The sequence below is a fragment of the Halosimplex marinum genome, from assembly GCF_051414075.1.
Classification (GTDB): Archaea; Halobacteriota; Halobacteria; order Halobacteriales; family Haloarculaceae; genus Halosimplex; species Halosimplex marinum.
Genome location: NZ_JBLKNY010000005.1, coordinates 228,253 through 244,001, shown reverse-complemented (window position 1 = coordinate 244,001; position 15,749 = coordinate 228,253). Strand labels below are relative to the sequence as shown.

Genomic DNA, 15,749 nt, shown 5'->3' with positions numbered 1-15,749 from the left:
GAGGTTCCGTGACTCGTTCGGTAGCTGGAATCGTGACCGCAGTCAACGGCGGGTGCTGAAAGCCCTCGGCGCGCTCGCTAGTAGCGAACTCTACCGCAGGAGACAGCAGGCGATGAAAGCCCTCGGTCCGCTCGCGGTCGCTGAGCGACATATCCGCGCTCTCGGCACCGCCCGCGCGGATAGGGGTCGCTCAGGCGACTGAACTGCACGCGAGCGCGCCTCGCCCTTTCAGTCCACCAGGGACCGCACCGCTCCGCGACAGCGACCGCCCCGCACAGCACCGCAGACGGCCACATACCTCCCCAGCCGATTCGCTCCTACCGTCGCTCATCCCTCGCGCGGCTACGGTCGCGCGCATGAACGCGCGCTCCAGCGCGCGCCGACCGCACCGCAACCGCACTCACTCGCCACCGCGGTGCGGGATCCGGACGCTGAAGCCCGGAAGGACTGCCGAACGAGCACGGTGGGCCGCCACTCAGTCGTCGCGCTCGCGGACGGTCCCGCCGCCGAGTCCTTCCCACTCCACCCGATACCCGAGCGCCGACAGCGCGGCGCTGGCGTCGTCGACCCCGTACTCGTCGAGGACCGCTTCGGCGTCGCTCAGGGCCATCCCGGCCTCGACGCGCTGGCCGAGTTCGTCCAGCACCGCGGGCCTGACGAGCGTCCGGCCGACGCGCTCGTGGTCGGGGAAGGCCTTGCCCTCGACGGCATCCTCGCTGACGCCGCGCTCGGCGGCCAGCGACTCGATGGTCACCACGTCGGCGTCGGGTCGGAGTTCGTCGGGGAGCGCGGCGGCGTGCTCGGCGACGAGGTCGTCCTCGTAGCGCCGGAGGGCGTCGCGCACGTCCTTGACGCGGACCGTCCCGGAGTAGGGGATCGCCCGGTGGTCGCGGGCCTCGATGTCCTCGCCGGCCCCGAGGCTCTCGTCGACAGCCACCAGAAGCTCGACGTCGTCGATGGCCGCCAGTTGCGAGAGCTTCTTCTCGACGTACTCGGGCGTCCAGAAGCCCATGATCTCGAAGAAGACGCGGAAGTCGGCGTGGCGGTAGTCGAAGGCGAAGTCGGGGATGGCGACGCTGGCGCCGGCTTCGAGCGGTTCGGGCTCGCGGACGAGGTCCCAGTCCAGGTCCAGCGACTCGAAGCGGGCCGCGAAGTCCGCCTCGACGCCGCTGTCGTAGCTCACCTCTGTCACCGGTTCGACGCCGGGGACGGACACGTCCGCGTCGGTCAGGGTCATCTCCCGCTCCGTGCCGCGGTCGTCGATCGTCGCCGTCAGCGTCCACTCGTCGGCTTTCGCGACGGTGCGCAACAGGCGGGCGAAGCGGGTGCCGTAGCGGCGGGTCGCCCGGAAGAGGGCGTCCGGGCCGGTGACGACCACCTCGCGGCCGGCGTCGGTCTTCCGGACCTCGTACATCAGTCGCAGGCGCTTGACGGCCGACACGAGCGCCTTCGGGTCGGACGAGCGCACGCGGACCTCCGTCGCGTCGAACAGCGCGGTCTGAGCCAGCGATAAGTTGTACTGATCCACCAGCTCCCCGGGGCCCCAGCGCGGGTCGACCGCCGCGAGGACCTGTCGGTCGTCCAGGTCGGCGTACAGTGAGTCGGCCACATCGTCGGGGTCCGCGTCGAGCCGGTCGGCCGCTCGTCGGAGCGCCCGCTCGCGCTCGTCGGCGGTGACGACTCCCACCGACTCGCTCGCGGCGAAGGCGGCCTCGCGAGCGCGGCGCGGTTCGACGGCGGCCCGGACCTCGAAGCGGGCCTCGCGGTCCAGGAGCTTGGCGAACCCGCGGACGAGCTTGAAGTCGTCGGCCTCGCGTTCGAGGTCGGTCAGCGCGTCGTCGAGCGCCGAGCGGGCGTGGTCGACGTGGCCCTGGTAGACGCCGAGGACGCGGGCCGCGAGGTCCCGCCGGTCGTCGCCGGCGAACTGCGGGTGGAAGCCGCCGCCGGCCCGCGAGACGCGCAGCAGGTCCTTCGTCAGCACACCCGCGACTCGGCCGGCGACCGGCATAAGCGCAGCGGGCCGCGGTGACCGCGGGTGGGCGGGCGGCGGGGGTCCGGACACCACCGTCCGGACGGGAAGATTCTTACCGGACCGCACCCGGGTGGGTCGTATGCAACGACGGACGGTCCTGCGCGGGCTGGCCGCCCTCGCGACGGGGGCGGGCGCGGGCTGTACGGCCAACCGGGAGGTGCCGGCGACGGCCCCCGAACCGCCGGAGGGGATCGCCACGCCCGAGGACGACGGGTTCGGTGACGGGTCGGGAAGCGACGGGGGCGACGGCAACGGGGGCGACGCGGAACCGACGCCGGACCGCCAGCGGTTCGTGGTCCCCGCGCGGGCGTTCCGGTCCGACGAGGACGGCGACCTGCTGGCCGAGGTGACCGTCCGGAACCGCGCCGAGGCGGCCCACGAGGCGGTGATGACCGTTCGCGTCGAGGCCGGCGACAGGACCTTCACGCCCTCCCGCCACGTCGCCCTCCAGCCCGGCGCCAGCCGACAGTTCACCTTCCGCTTCCCGGTCGCCGACGACCAGCTGACCGGCTTCGCCGTCTCGTTCGAGCCCGGCCCGCCCGAGACGCCGATCCCCGAGGGGACGGTGACGCCCTACCCCGGCGACGCGACGCCGACGGACAGCGGGACGCCGTTCGCGACCGACACCGGGTCGACCGCGGGCGGAGCCGCCTCCGGGTCGACGGCGACCGACTCGCCGACCGAGACGAACGAATAGCGACTGCAGGCGGCCGGTCGCCACTCACCGCCGCCGCCGTGCGACTCGTTCCTCGGCCGTCTCCTCGGTGACGATCTCGTAGAGCAGCGCCCGCTCGCCCTCCGCTTTCGGGCGGAGGATCCGGCCGAGGCGCTGGGTGAACTCCCGCTCGCTGCCGCTGCCCGAGAGGACGACCGCGACGTTGGCGTCGGGCACGTCGACCCCCTCGTCCAGGACGTTCGCCGTCACGACCCGGGAGTACTCCCCCGAGCGGAACCGCTCCAGGATCTCCCGTCGCTCGTCCGCGCCCGTCTCGTGGGTGATCGCGGGGATCAGGAACCGCTCGGAGAGGCGATACACGAGGTCCGTGTGGGCGGTGAAGACGATGACCCGATCCCCGCGGTGGCGGTCGAGCAGCGCTTCGAGCCGTTCGACCTTCGCGTCGGCGTTCATCATCACCTCGCGGGCGCGTTGCTTGGCCAAAAGCGCCTCACGCGCCCGGGGGTCCGACCCGGAGCGCTTGACGAGTTCCTGGTAGTCGCTGCCGCTGCGCATCTGGATGCCGGAACTCGCGAGGTAGTCGGTGAACGTCTCCTGGTGGCGCTCGTAGATGTCCCGTTCCTCGGGGGTCAGCTCGACTTCGAGGCGCTTGATGTCGTAGTCGGCGAGGTGGTCGCCGGCGAGTTCGTCGACGGCGACGCGGTGGACGAGCGGGCCGACCAGCTCCGCGACGACCTCGTGGGCGCCGTCCGGGCGCTCGAAGGTAGCCGTGAGGCCCATGCGGGCGGGCGCGGCGAGCAGGCGGGCGATGTCGCGGTAGCCCTCGCCGCCGAGGTGGTGGACCTCGTCGAAGACGACGAGGCCGAAGCGGTCGCCGAGTTCGTCCGCCCGGAGGTACGCCGAGTCGTAGGTGGAGACGGTCACGTCGGCGAGTCGCTGTTCGCCGCCGCCCAGCTGGCCGACCTCGCACGCGAACTCCCGTTCGAGCTCGCGGCGCCACTGTTCGAGCAGGTCGATGGTGGGCACGACGACGAGCGTCGGCGTCTCGACGGTTTCCATCGCGGCGATGCCGATGACGGTCTTGCCGCTCCCCGTGGGGAGTTCGAGCACGCCCCGCCGGTCGGCGGCCTCCCAGTCGTCGAGGGCGTCGCGCTGGTACCCGCGGAGTTCGTACGTCGAGGCCAGGTCGAGGTCCGGGAGGTCCAAGACGCGGTCGTCGTATTCGACGCCGCGGTCGTCCAGCGCGTCGCGGAGGTCGACGTAACGGTGGGCGGGCGCCCGGCGGGTCTTCGATCGGTCGTCCCGCTCGACGAATCCCAGGTCGTCGAGCGCGTCGCTGCCGGTGACTCTGATAGTGCCTTCCTCGAAGACGAGCCGGACGGTCACTGCCGAGGGGTATCCGTCCCCGGGAGTTAAGCGATGGGGCCGCGGTCGGCCGGCGGCTGTCCGGCGGGCAGTGGCGGACGCCGATTCCGGTCGCGACCCCCGTCGTCGGTCGGATTCTCAACCCTTTTGTCGCCGCGGCGACTTCCCACGGGTATGAGCGAGCAGGACGCGTCCGACCCCGCTGGGGCCGCAGCCGAGGAGACAGACGCGACCGACGACACCGGGCAGGAGGGGGACGCGAGCGACGACCCCGTCCAGCCGGACGAGGTCATCGACGCCGACGAGGGCGACGAGGGGGGTGCGACCGGCGACGGCGACGGGGCCGTCGGCGGTGAGGTCGACTTCGACGACGCGGTCGACGAGGAACTGGTCGACCGCGTCGCGGAGTCCGACCCCGAGTCGGTCGCTCGCGAACTGGCGGCGCTGCGGACGCGCGTCGACGGCCTGGAGGACCAGCTCGAGGCGCGCGAGGCGGAGGTCGACGAGCTGACCGAGAAGCTCAAGCGCAAGCAGGCGGAGTTCCAGAACTACAAGAAGCGCACGGAGAAGCGCCGCGAGGAGGAGAAACAGCGCGCGACCGAGGACCTGGTCACTCGCTTGCTCGACGTGCGCGACAACCTCCAGCGCGCGCTCGAACAGGACGAGGACGCCGACATCCGCGGCGGCGTCGAGTCGACGCTGCGGTCGTTCGACGACGTGCTCGACGCGGAGAACGTCGAAGTGGTCGAACCGGAACCGGGCGACGAGGTCGATCCGCACCGCCACGAGGTACTGGTACGCGTCGACTCCGACCAGCCCGAGGGCGCCATCGCGGAGGTCCACCGCCCCGGCTACGAGATGGCCGGCAAGGTGATCCGCGAGGCGCAGGTCACCGTCAGCGACGGGTCCGGCGAGTGACGCCACCGCCCGGCGCGGCGACGCCCGCTCACCTGTCTCTCGGCTGATTTTTCGGCAGTTTTTGGCTGGTATTGCGGTCGGATTTATAAGCAACGGTCGGAGTCGGCGGCGCGGCCACAGATCGGCCGTCTGCGGGCGTCTGGATGGAGTCGGCGTCGGTCGCGTCTAGCAACTTTTAACCGGCACAATCGGGTATAGACGCGTAAGATGGCTAGTAACAAGATTCTCGGAATCGACCTCGGGACCACGAACAGCGCGTTCGCGGTCATGGAGGGGGGCGACCCCGAGATCATCGTCAACTCGGAGGGCGAGCGGACGACACCCTCGGTCGTCGCGTTCGACGACGGCGAGCGACTCGTCGGCAAGCCCGCGAAGAACCAGGCGGTCAAGAACCCCGACGAGACCATCCAGTCCATCAAGCGCCACATGGGCGAGGACGACTACTCGGTGGAACTGGACGGGGAGGAGTACACCCCCGAGCAGGTCTCGGCGATGATCCTCCAGAAGATCAAGCGGGACGCCGAGGAGTACCTCGGCGACGACGTGGAGAAGGCGGTCATCACGGTGCCCGCCTACTTCAACGACCGCCAGCGCCAGGCCACGAAGGACGCCGGCGAGATCGCCGGCTTCGAGGTCGAGCGCATCGTCAACGAGCCGACCGCGGCCGCGATGGCCTACGGGCTCGACGACGAGTCCGACCAGACCGTCCTCGTCTACGACCTCGGCGGGGGCACCTTCGACGTCTCCATCCTCGATCTCGGCGGCGGCGTCTACGAGGTCGTCGCCACGAACGGCGACAACGATCTGGGCGGCGACGACTGGGACCACGCCATCATCGACTACCTGGCCGAGGAATTCGAGGACGAGCACGGCATCGACCTGCGCGACGACCGCCAGGCGCTCCAGCGCCTGACCGAGGCCGCCGAGGAGGCCAAGATCGAGCTCTCCAACCGCAAGGAGACGCGCATCGATCTACCCTTCATCACCACCACGGACGACGGCCCCCTCGACCTAGAGGAGAAGCTGACCCGCGCGAAGTTCGAGTCGCTGACCGAGGACCTCATCGAGCGGACCGTCGGCCCGACGGAGCAGGCACTGGAGGACGCCGGCTACGACAAGGGCGACATCGACGAGGTCATCCTCGTCGGCGGCTCCACGCGGATGCCCCAGGTCCAGGAGCGCGTCGAGGAGCTGACCGGCCAGGAACCGAAGAAGAACGTCAACCCCGACGAGGCCGTCGCGCTCGGCGCAGCCATCCAGGGCGGCGTCCTCTCGGGCGACGTGGACGACATCGTCCTGCTCGACGTGACGCCGCTGTCGCTGGGCGTCGAGGTCAAGGGCGGCCTCTTCGAGCGGCTCATCGAGAAGAACACCACCATCCCGACCGAGGAGTCGAAGATCTTCACGACCGCGGCGGACAACCAGACGCAGGTCCAGATCCGCGTCTTCCAGGGCGAACGCGAGATCGCCGAGGAGAACGAACTCCTCGGTGAGTTCGCCCTCACGGGGATCCCGCCGGCGCCCGCCGGGACGCCCCAGATCGAGGTGTCGTTCAACATCGACGAGAACGGCATCGTCAACGTCTCCGCCGAGGACAAGGGCTCGGGCAACGAGGAGAACATCACCATCGAGGGCGGCGCCGGTCTCTCCGACGAGCAGATCGAGGAGATGCAGCAGGAGGCCGAGGAGCACGCCGAGGAGGACGAGCAGCGCCGCGAGCGCATCGAGGCCCGCAACGAGGCCGAGAGCACGATCCAGCGCGCCGAGACCCTCCTGGAGGAGAACGAGGACGAGGTCGACGACGAACTCCGCGAGGAGATCGAGGCCGAGATCGAGGACGTGCAGGAAGTGCTCGAAGACGAGGACGCCGACACCGAGGACTACAAGGAGGCCACCGAGAGCCTCGCCGAGGCGCTCCAGGAGATCGGCAAGCAGATGTACCAGGAGCAGGCCGCTGAGGGCGCCGCAGGTGCCGGCGGCGCGGCCGGCGCGGCCGGCGCCGGCGGCATGGGCGGCATGGGCGGCGCCGGTCCGGGCGGCGCTGCCGGCGCCGGCGGCGCGGCCGGCGGCCAGGGCGAGGAGTACGTCGACGCCGACTTCGAGGACGTCGACGACGAAGACGAGGACGAGTCCGGCGAGTCGTCCGCCTGACGACGGCCGGATTCCGCGGGCCGCGGCGACGCGCGGGCGTTCGCCGGTCCCGGTTCACTCGGCGTGTTACACGTTACTCTTCCCGGGACAACGCTTACCTGTCGAACCGCCGAAACCGGGGCGTGAGTCGAAACGTCGAGCCACCGCAGGGGGAGTGGGGCGACGCGGCCGCGGCCAACGCGGTCGACGAATCGTTCACCGAGGTCGTCGGCCGGACGGGCTTCTCGGAGTCGCTCGTCGCGGCGGCGTCGGAGTGTTTCCTGGTCGTCGACGAGGCGGGGCGGATCGTGTTCGCTAACCCCGCGACCGAGCGGGTCTTCGGGTACCACCCGCAGGCGGTCGTGGACCGACAGCTCCGCGACCTGATCCCGGAGCGACTTCGCGACGCACACAGAGAGGGGTTCGAGGCGTACCAGCGGAGCGGCGAGCGGTCGTTCGACTGGGACGACGTGCGGCTCCCGGGTCGTCACCGCGACGGTCACGAGGTGACGCTCTCGGTGTGGTTCCGGGAGTTCACCCACGACAGCGACCGGTACTTCGTGGGCGTCGCCCGCGACATCTCGGCGCGGGTCGAACAGCGCGACCGACTGGAGACCGAGCGGGCGTTCGTCGAGAGCATCTTCGACGCGCTCCCGGACATCGTGTACGCGTTCGACCGCGACGGCCAGTTCCGCCGGTGGAACGAGCGCGCGAACGAGGTCACCGGCTACACCGACGAGGAGATCCGGTCGCTCGACCCGCTGGACGTGATCCCGGAGGAGGACCACGAGCGACTGGCGGCGTCGGTCGAGCGGGTCCTCACCGAGGGGGCCGTCGAGACGATCGAGTCGCGCCTCGTCTGCAAGGACGGGACCGAGATCCCCTACGAGTTCACCGGCGCACCGATCGTCGAGGAGGGGGAGATCGTCGGCGAGACCGGCGTCGGTCGCGATGTCTCCGACCGGAAGCGCCACGAGCGGACGCTGGAGCGGCTGGACGAACTCAACACGGTGATCCGCTCGGTCGACGGCGCGCTCGTCGAGGCGACGACTCGCGACGAGATCGCCCGCGAGGTCTGCTCGCGGCTGGTCGACGAGGGGGCGTACTGCGGTGCGGCGATCGGGTCCGTCGACACCGACACCGGCGCTATCGACGTGGACGCGGCGGCGGGAGAGGGGGAGCGGATGGTCGAGGCGACCGACGAGGCGTTCGTGGACGGGCCGCCGCCGTCGGTCGTCCGGGCAGTCGAGTCAGAGTCGGTCCGGGTCGTCGAGGGCGTGACGGACGACTTCGGCGGGACCGAGGGGGCCGACGGCGACCGGACGGTCGCGGTCGCCCCCCTCGTGACCGACGACCGGGGGTTCGGGCTGTTGGCCGTCTGCACCGACCGCGACCGCGGGATCCCGGACCGCGAGCGGACGGTACTGGGCGAACTCGGGGCGACGATCGGCAACGCCGTCCAGTCGGCGCTGACCCGCCAGTTGCTGCACGCCGACGCGGTCACGGAGGTCGAACTCCGGACGACCGACGACGCGGTGCCGTTCGTCGCCGTCTCCGACGCGGCGGACTGTCGGCTCGAACTCGACCGGGCGCTGACGTTCGGCGACGAGCACGTGTTCTACTTCTCGGTCGACGGCGCGTCGGTCGGGGCGGTCCGGGAGGCGGCGGCGGCCGTTTCGGCGGTCTCGGCCGTCGACGGGGTGGCCGACGACCGGGTCGAACTCCGTACGGACCGGGGAACGATCACGTCGGTACTGACCGACCTCGGGGCGCGGACGACGGGGGGAATCGCCGACCGGGGAACGGGACGGATCACGGCGGAACTCCCCTCGGACGCGGCGGTCCGCGAGGTCGTCGACGCCGTCACCTCGGCGTACCCGGACACCGAACTGGCCGCCCGCCGGGAGGTCGACCGCTCGCTCCGGACGCCCTCGGAGTTCCGGCGCGGGCTCGCTGCCGACCTGACGGACAAACAGCAGGCCGCGCTCGAAGCCGCCTACTTCTCGGGCTATTTCGAGTGGCCCGCGCGGACCAGCGACGCCGGCGAGGTCGCCGACACGCTCGACATCGCCCCGCAGACGCTCCACCAGCACCTCCGGGTCGCCGAGCGGAAGCTCCTGGCCGCGCTGTTCGACGACGCCGGGTCGGGTGGGGACCCCTGAGACACCAGAGCACTCAGGTACGCCGCTCAATGGCGTCCGGGGGCGATCGGAGGTATGGCAGGATTCGCACCGTCGAGTCGCGGCCGGGGTCGCCGGGCGCTCGGATCCGGCGGCGGCCGGTCGCGCGGCGGCCGAGCGCCGGTTCGCCGGCGGCGTCGGACGCGTCGACCGATCGGTGAGCGTCGGTGTCGCGGCGGACAACTGTGACGCGCGACTGGACGGTCAGGAACGCCTACGGCGACGACGCGCCCAGCCGCGCGGTCGTGCAGTCGGTCGCGGCCGCGACGAACCGCGCCGTCGACGACCTGGACCCGCTGTACGGGGCGGTCGACCCGGACGCGCTCGACGCTCTCTTCGACCGGGGCGGCCGCGCTACCGTGTCGTTTCGCTACGCGGGCTGCGACGTGACTGTCACGCAACTGCACGTCGTCGTCCGGTCCGACGGCGCCGCGGCGCCGTCGGACGGCGACCCGGCGGAGGACACCGAGCGCACGTCGGACTCGTGAGGGCGGGCCGGCCGGCCGACCGGATCTTCGCTATCCGGCGTGGCGTTTGGCCGTCGTGTAGGCCTCGCGGACGCGCTTGAACTCGTCCTCGTCGCCGCCCTGGTCGGGGTGGACCTCCTTGACCTTCCGGCGGTAGGCGGTTTTCACCTCGTCGAGGCTGGCCGAGGCCGACACGCCGAGTTCCTCGAACGCGGCCGTCGCGGGATCGCGGTGGTCGTCTCCGGCCTCCCCCGGCCCGAAGTCCACGTCGGGCACCTCGAAGGGGAGGCGGTCGCCCAGGTGGACGCCGGGCATCTCGTGTTCGACGAGGACCGGATGGGTCGGCGAGCGGTCGATGCGGTAGTAGGCGTGGGCGTCGAAGGTTATCGCCACGTCGCGCTCGGGCAGGTAGAAGGCGACCGGCTGCCCGTCGACGGGGTGGTCTTCGGCGTAGGCCTCGCCGATGGCCTCCAGGTAGTCCCGGAGTTCGGCGCGGCGACGGTGTTCGCCGTCGTCGCGTCGCCGGTGGGCCCGCGGCGAGGGGTAGAGCCGGTCGGCGGCGACGAACAGGACGGCGGCGAGGACGCTACTCGCGATACCGAGGCCGAGACCGACGACCAGCCAGTGGGGTAGCCCGAACACCGCGTCGTGTACCACGCGCGAGCGTTGGCGTCGCTCCACTATCAAAGTCTCGCCGGCGGGTCGGGCGTCGGCGATCGGGAGCGGAACTCGCGGTCGCCATCCGGTCGGGGCGGGAAACTGACGGCCGGTCAGCCGATGTAGCGCAGGTCCTCGTCGGAGGCCGCGGGCGTCCCCTGGTCCATCTCCTGGATCTTGCGGACGACCTCCTCCATCTCGTCGGCCCGCTCCTCCAGGGAGGCGTAGTCGACCTCGAAGTCGACGACCTCCTGGAGCACTTCGAGGACCGCCTGGGCGCTCTTGGGGTCGACGAGGTAGCCGCTGGTCTCGCCCATCAGACAGGCCGCCTCGAAGCCCCTGCGCTCGCCGAGACCGAGCAGGAGGCCGCTGACGCCGACGATGCCGCCCGCGGGTTCGTCCTCGCGGAACTCCACGCCCACGTCTTCGAGGTCCTCGACGACCTCGTCGGCCGTCGCGGCGCCGAGCACGGAGTACTCCTCGATGAGTTCGCCCGTCGGGACGCCCCCCAGCGCGAACACGCGGGAGACGCCGTGGTCGTCGGCCACGTCGAGGAAGGTGTCGGTCAGGCCGTAGTGGCCGGTGTTGTCCTGGGCCTGGTGGTCGCCGGTGAGCACGAGCATGTCCTGCCCGTCCTCGGGGCGGACGGCGTGGAACTCGGCGCCGGCGAGCTGCGTGCGGCCCTCGTCGACGCTGACCTGCGGCGGGAAGTGCGTCGAGTGGACCCGCTCGACGGGCTCGCTGTCAAGCTCTTCGAGGAGGTGCTCGGCGGCGAGCTTGCCGACGTGACCCACGCCGGGCAACCCCTCGACCAGTACGGGGTCGTCGAGGGCCGCGTCCCCCAGGGATTCGCGTTCGAATTCGTCCATGCGCGCTAGTCGCGGCGCCGCTCCTTAAGTGCGCGTCGATACTCGCCGTACTCGTCTTCCGGCGAGAAGGGCGCGGGCGCGGAGTTGACCGCCGCCGCGCCGCAGTCGGGACACGTCTCCGAGAGCGTGTAGCGCGGCCGCTCGTGCTCCGCCCGCCACGCCGAACAGACGAGGATGTCGGATTTCATGAGAAGTGGAGGCGGGCCGCCGGGACGGCGGGCCGCGAGGGGACAGTCACTCCGTCTCTTCTTCGCGCTCGCGGTGGTAGCGGCCGGAGCCGCCGCGGTCGCCGACGACGGCGACGGCGCGGTCGGCGCTCTCCTCGAGGTGGGACTCGGCGGTCTTGTAGTCGGGCGCCTGCACCTGGATGCGGTACTCCGGCGAGCCGACGTAGGTGACCTCGAGCTGGACCTCCTCTGGGATCTCCCCGTTGCCCTCGGCGGCCTGCAGGGCCTCCTTGATCACGTCGACGCCGTCGCCGCTGGGACACTCCAGCGTGACGTAGCCGGTGACGTTGACGTAGGGCACCGAGACGTTCTCCCGGGCGGTCTCGACGATGGCCTCGACCTCCTCGTCGTCCAGATCCGTCTCCTCGAGGGCCTCCTCGCCGTGGATGGCGGCCTGCTCGAAGCCCTCGTACATCGAGCCGAACTCGGCGAGCAGCTCGTTGGCGATGGCGGCGTAGGTCTCGTCGTCGATGTCCTCGCCGAACGCCAGGAGCATCCAGTTGTCGGCCTTCTGTTCGTTCTTCCACTCCTGGATCTTGTCCTTGCGCTGGTGGTCGTTGACGTCCTTGATCGAGAGGTCGATCTGCTGGGACCCCTCGTCGACGTCGAGCACCTTGGCGACGACGGTCTGCCCCTCGGAGACGTGGTCGCGGACGTTCTTGATCCACCCGGAGGCGACCTCGCTGATGTGACAGAGGCCGCGCTTGTCCTCGTACTCCTGGAGGTCGACGAAGACGCCGAAGTCCTCGATCTCGTCGACGCGTCCGACCACCAGTTCGCCGGGGTCGGGCCAGCCGCTGTATTTCATTATCGAGCCTCGACGGTCTCTAGGACCTCGCCCTCGATGGCCGCCTTGCCGCCGGTCGGTCGCGCGAGCGTGTGCCCGCAGACCTCGCAGGCGACTTCGGTCGCGGCCTTGCCGAACACGATCTGTTCGTTCTCACAGTCCGGACACGCGACGCTGAAGAAGTTTCCTGCCATCGTTAGTCCTGGAGGTCGAGTCGCCCGGCGCGCCATCCCTCGCGGAGGTGGGCCTTGCCGCAGTCGGAACAGCGGTACTTGAGGTTCGTCTTCTGGGTCGGCTTCCCGCCGGAGGGGACCTTCGAGAACTTGCCCGCGTTCCCGTAGCCCGAGCGGGTCCGCTCGGCCTGACGCCCGTTGACCTTGGTCATCCCCGAGGTGCGACCGCTCCGGACGCGCTCGACCTCGTGTTCGTTGTGCTCGTCGCAGTGCGGACAGTACGTGTTAAATCGGCGTGGCATCTCCATAGATATCGACCTTGCGGTCGACTTGGACAGCCCCGCTTAAAACCCGTTTGGTTCGCGTCGGCCGGTCGTCAGAAACCGCCGACTCGGCCCGGCTCCGTGTGGGATCGATGCGCACGATGGGGGTCGTGCCGGCTCGCACATTCGTCCCTACAGCGTGGTCGTCACCTGCTCGCCGCTGACGACCTCGGGAACGATCACCTCGTCGGCGCCCGCGCGGCGGGCGACCGGCTCGTACATCTCGTCGCCGGCCCGGACGACGACCCGCGCCTCGGGCGCGATCTCGCCGGCTGTGATAGCGACCTGGATGTTGACGTTCGCGTCGTCGACGGCGCCGACGACGGCGTCAGCCCGCTCGGCGCCGGCCTCGACGAGCAGCTCCTCGCGGCGAGCGTCGCCCTGGACCGCCAGCAAGCCGTCCTCCAGGGCGCGCTCGTACTGTCCGTCGCCCGTCTCGACCACGACGACCGGTCTGTCCCGGTCGCGCAATCGCCGTGCGATCGTCTTGCCGAAGGTACCGTACCCGCAGACGACGACGTGCTGTTCCGTCTCGTCGATGGTGCGTTCGACCTGCATCTGTCTGAGTTCCGTTCCGATCTGTCCGCCGAAGGCCGCCGAGACGACCGTCTCGCCGATCCACAGCCCAGAGAGGATCAACCCCGACTCGACGACGAGCGCGAACGCCCGCAGCGACCGCGCCGGCGCGTCGTGGGACGCGATGAATATCTCGATGCTCGTCGGGTCGAGCAGCCAGAACAGCGCCTCGACGGCGCCGACGCCCGCGAGCGCGCCGAACCCGGTCACGCCCGCGACCACCAGCGCCGCGAACGCGGCGACCGGGCGGCCGACGCGGCGCGCCAGCGGGCGACTCATCAGCGCTCGGACGTACTCGCTCGCCACGACTCCGTGGCTCTCCGCGGTGGCAATAAGCTTCGCCCCTTAACTCATTATGGTCCCTTGGACGCCCCCCATGGCCTTGGAGGGGACGGGCCGACGGCGGATCGGCCACGTCCGGGCCGCTGGCGCGGCGGGCTTCGAAGTCACTAAGTACGCCTCCGTCGAATCGGCGGGCATGAAGAAGCTCATCGTCCACGGGGACCCCGGATTCCGGAAGGACGCCGTCATTTCCGTCGACGGCGAGGAGCTGGTCGTCTTCGGCGTCGCCCGCCAGGGCGAGTGGCACGGACCCGACGAGCCCCAGCTGTGGTGTACCGTCGGCACCGAGGACGAACGCGAGACCTACGAGCGCCGCGACTACATCCCCAACTTCCTCGACACCGAGGCCGTCGACGCCGAGGCGGTCGAGCTCGTCGAGAAAGCGAGCGCCTGAGCCGTCCCTTCTCTCATACGGATTTATTGCAAGACATTCCGGGATCGACCGCACGACTGCGTGCGGTCGACCCGATACACGCTTGCAATAATCCGTATCACACCAGGTCGACGTACGGCGGGGTCTCGTCGTAGGCTACCACCTTGTTCATTCCGGGCGAACCCGTCGGCGACTTGCGCAGCGTGAGCCACTCGATGCCGTCGTCGCCCCGCTCGATCCGGATCGTCTGGTTGCTCGTGTCGACGAGGAACTCGACCAGCGCCGTGTCCTGGACCGCCGGATTGATCGTGTAGACCACGACGTCGTCCTCGTCGGTGTAGCGGGCCGCGGCGCGGTAGCGGACCTCCCTGACGCGGTCGCGCGAGACCCGCTCCAGCAGCGGCTCGGTGTCGACGAGCGCGAACAGCGGGCGGTCGCCGCTGCGCTCGTAGGAGACCTCCATCAGTCGGTCCCAGTCGCGCTCCTCGGCGTCGTAGGCGAGGACGTTCCGGTGGTCGTACCCGTTGCTCTCGACGAGTTCGAGGACGAACAGCCGGTCGTCGTCGAGCAGGTCCGCGACGGTCCAGTCGGCGTCGGTCCAGTAGCGGTCCAGTTGCGCCAGCGAGACCTCGGCGGGGAGCGCGACGGCCACGGCCATCCCCGCCTCGACCGCCTCGGCGAGCATCCGGGTGTTGATCGTGTAGTAGCCGGTCGTGCCGTCGTGGGAGAAGACGGCGAAGCCGCCGCGGACGAGCCCGCCCCCGAGCAGGTCGTCGAGCGGGTCGACGCCGGTCGGGAGGTGGTCGTGGGCCAGGAGCGCGCTCGGCGGCGTGCGCTGGGTCGGCTGGACGGTCACGCCGGACTCGCCGAGCACGAGCCTGTGCCGGCGGTCGTCGTGGTCGCGGCCGCGGAGCTTCTCGACGCGCAGGAAGCGGTGGCGCTGGTTCGCCCGCTCGGCCCACGACAGCTCGACCACCCCGTGGGTCGCGTACCGCAGCAGTTCGCTGGCGACGCTGTCGCCGGTCCCGCTGTCCTCAGCGGTCAGCAGCGACGTGGCGTCGAAGGCGTCCGAGAACAGCCGGATCAGGTCGTACGTCGAGCGCCAGAAGGAGATCTCGTCGGCGGCGATCGGCCGCAGCCCCGAGAGGCTGTCCAGCAGGACCCGGTCGCGGGGACCGTACTCCGAGAGGTAGTGGACGACGTTCTCCCGGGTGAAGGGGAGGTCGAACCACTCGGTGACGGCCCGCTCGCCGCCCTCCAGCGTGCGGACGACCAGGTCGTCGTCGCCCTCCATCGTGTCCCCGGGCTCGCAGTGGACGGTGACCACGGTCAGCCCGTCGGCGTCCAGGTCGAACGGGTACGGCTCGAAGGTGTCCTCGAGTTCCCCGATCGTCTGCTCGGTGCTGACGAACAGGCAGTCCTCGCCGTCGTCGAGTCCCGTCTGGAGGAACTGCATCCCCAGCGTCGTCTTCCCGGTCCCCGGCGGCCCGGACACGAGCAGACTCCGGGTTTCAGGGACGCCGCCGCCGAGCAGTTCGTCCAGCCGTTCGCACCCGATCGAGAGGCCCATCGTCAATTGTTATCGTCTCTCAGTTAAATCAATTTGGCAGAATAACACGGTAGGGGGCGTCCGGAGTGACCGGCGTGACCGTCG

16 protein-coding genes are annotated in these 15,749 nt (G+C 70.4%); 6 read left to right on the top strand and 10 right to left on the bottom strand.

From position 1 onward, the window contains the following. Positions 1 to 475 precede the first annotated feature (475 nt). A complete protein-coding gene (locus ACMGFI_RS14560) occupies positions 476 to 1,981 on the bottom strand; it encodes a DUF790 family protein (protein ID WP_436910540.1) in 1,506 nt (501 codons plus the stop codon). A gap of 130 nt (positions 1,982 to 2,111) precedes the next feature. On the opposite strand from ACMGFI_RS14560, the gene ACMGFI_RS14555 reads away from it, so the two are divergent. Next, positions 2,112 to 2,729 (top strand): hypothetical protein, encoded by a 618-nt coding sequence (locus ACMGFI_RS14555; protein ID WP_436910539.1) that lies wholly within the window; start codon positions 2,112 to 2,114, stop codon positions 2,727 to 2,729. Positions 2,730 to 2,753: 24 nt separating this feature from the next. Here the strand turns inward: ACMGFI_RS14555 and ACMGFI_RS14550 are convergent, their stop codons facing one another. Further along, positions 2,754 to 4,094, bottom strand: a complete 1,341-nt coding sequence (locus tag ACMGFI_RS14550) for a DEAD/DEAH box helicase family protein (RefSeq protein ID WP_436910538.1) — start codon at positions 4,092 to 4,094, stop codon at positions 2,754 to 2,756. Positions 4,095 to 4,247: 153 nt separating this feature from the next. On the opposite strand from ACMGFI_RS14550, the gene ACMGFI_RS14545 reads away from it, so the two are divergent. The 4 genes from ACMGFI_RS14545 to ddfA all read left to right on the top strand — a co-directional run bounded on the left by ACMGFI_RS14545 (position 4,248) and on the right by ddfA (position 9,789). After that, positions 4,248 to 4,991, top strand: a complete 744-nt coding sequence (locus ACMGFI_RS14545) for a nucleotide exchange factor GrpE (protein ID WP_436910537.1) — start codon at positions 4,248 to 4,250, stop codon at positions 4,989 to 4,991. Between the two features lie 207 nt (positions 4,992 to 5,198). Then, entirely contained in the window at positions 5,199 to 7,142 is a 1,944-nt protein-coding gene (gene dnaK, locus ACMGFI_RS14540; protein ID WP_436910536.1) for a molecular chaperone DnaK, read from the top strand. A 122-nt stretch (positions 7,143 to 7,264) separates the two neighbouring features. After that, positions 7,265 to 9,283, top strand: a complete 2,019-nt coding sequence (locus ACMGFI_RS14535; protein ID WP_436910535.1) for a PAS domain S-box protein — start codon at positions 7,265 to 7,267, stop codon at positions 9,281 to 9,283. 203 nt (positions 9,284 to 9,486) lie between these two features. Next, positions 9,487 to 9,789: a DdfA family disk-determining factor gene (gene ddfA / locus ACMGFI_RS14530; protein ID WP_436910534.1), complete on the top strand. Its 303-nt coding sequence runs from the start codon at positions 9,487 to 9,489 to the stop codon at positions 9,787 to 9,789. Positions 9,790 to 9,819: 30 nt separating this feature from the next. Here ddfA and ACMGFI_RS14525 read toward each other — a convergent pair whose 3' ends face one another. From ACMGFI_RS14525 to ACMGFI_RS14495, 7 genes are all read right to left on the bottom strand, one after another. After that, positions 9,820 to 10,425 carry a J domain-containing protein gene (locus tag ACMGFI_RS14525; protein WP_436910533.1) on the bottom strand — a complete coding sequence of 202 codons (606 nt, stop codon included), beginning with the start codon at positions 10,423 to 10,425 and terminating at the stop codon, positions 9,820 to 9,822. 113 nt (positions 10,426 to 10,538) lie between these two features. After that, positions 10,539 to 11,294, bottom strand: coding sequence for a proteasome assembly chaperone family protein (locus ACMGFI_RS14520; protein ID WP_436910532.1), 756 nt, complete (start codon positions 11,292 to 11,294; stop codon positions 10,539 to 10,541). A 5-nt stretch (positions 11,295 to 11,299) separates the two neighbouring features. Continuing rightward, positions 11,300 to 11,482: an RNA-protein complex protein Nop10 gene (locus ACMGFI_RS14515; protein WP_436910531.1), complete on the bottom strand. Its 183-nt coding sequence runs from the start codon at positions 11,480 to 11,482 to the stop codon at positions 11,300 to 11,302. 46 nt (positions 11,483 to 11,528) lie between these two features. Next, positions 11,529 to 12,329, bottom strand: coding sequence for a translation initiation factor IF-2 subunit alpha (locus tag ACMGFI_RS14510; protein ID WP_436910530.1), 801 nt, complete (start codon positions 12,327 to 12,329; stop codon positions 11,529 to 11,531). After that, positions 12,329 to 12,502 (bottom strand): 30S ribosomal protein S27e, encoded by a 174-nt coding sequence (locus tag ACMGFI_RS14505; RefSeq protein WP_436910529.1) that lies wholly within the window; start codon positions 12,500 to 12,502, stop codon positions 12,329 to 12,331. The genes ACMGFI_RS14510 and ACMGFI_RS14505 overlap by 1 nt, the downstream gene beginning before the upstream one ends. Positions 12,503 to 12,504: 2 nt before the next feature. Then, complete coding sequence (locus tag ACMGFI_RS14500; protein WP_436910528.1) at positions 12,505 to 12,789, bottom strand: 50S ribosomal protein L44e; 285 nt, start codon at positions 12,787 to 12,789, stop codon at positions 12,505 to 12,507. A gap of 147 nt (positions 12,790 to 12,936) precedes the next feature. After that, positions 12,937 to 13,659 (bottom strand): potassium channel family protein, encoded by a 723-nt coding sequence (locus ACMGFI_RS14495; protein WP_436910918.1) that lies wholly within the window; start codon positions 13,657 to 13,659, stop codon positions 12,937 to 12,939. A 199-nt stretch (positions 13,660 to 13,858) separates the two neighbouring features. Between ACMGFI_RS14495 and ACMGFI_RS14490 the strand changes: the two genes are divergently transcribed. Beyond that, positions 13,859 to 14,116, top strand: a complete 258-nt coding sequence (locus ACMGFI_RS14490) for an HAH_0734 family protein (protein ID WP_135363004.1) — start codon at positions 13,859 to 13,861, stop codon at positions 14,114 to 14,116. 97 nt (positions 14,117 to 14,213) lie between these two features. On the opposite strand, the gene ACMGFI_RS14485 is transcribed toward ACMGFI_RS14490, so the two are convergent. Continuing rightward, positions 14,214 to 15,665, bottom strand: a complete 1,452-nt coding sequence (locus ACMGFI_RS14485) for an RAD55 family ATPase (RefSeq protein ID WP_436910527.1) — start codon at positions 15,663 to 15,665, stop codon at positions 14,214 to 14,216. Between the last annotated feature and the right edge of the window lie 84 nt (positions 15,666 to 15,749).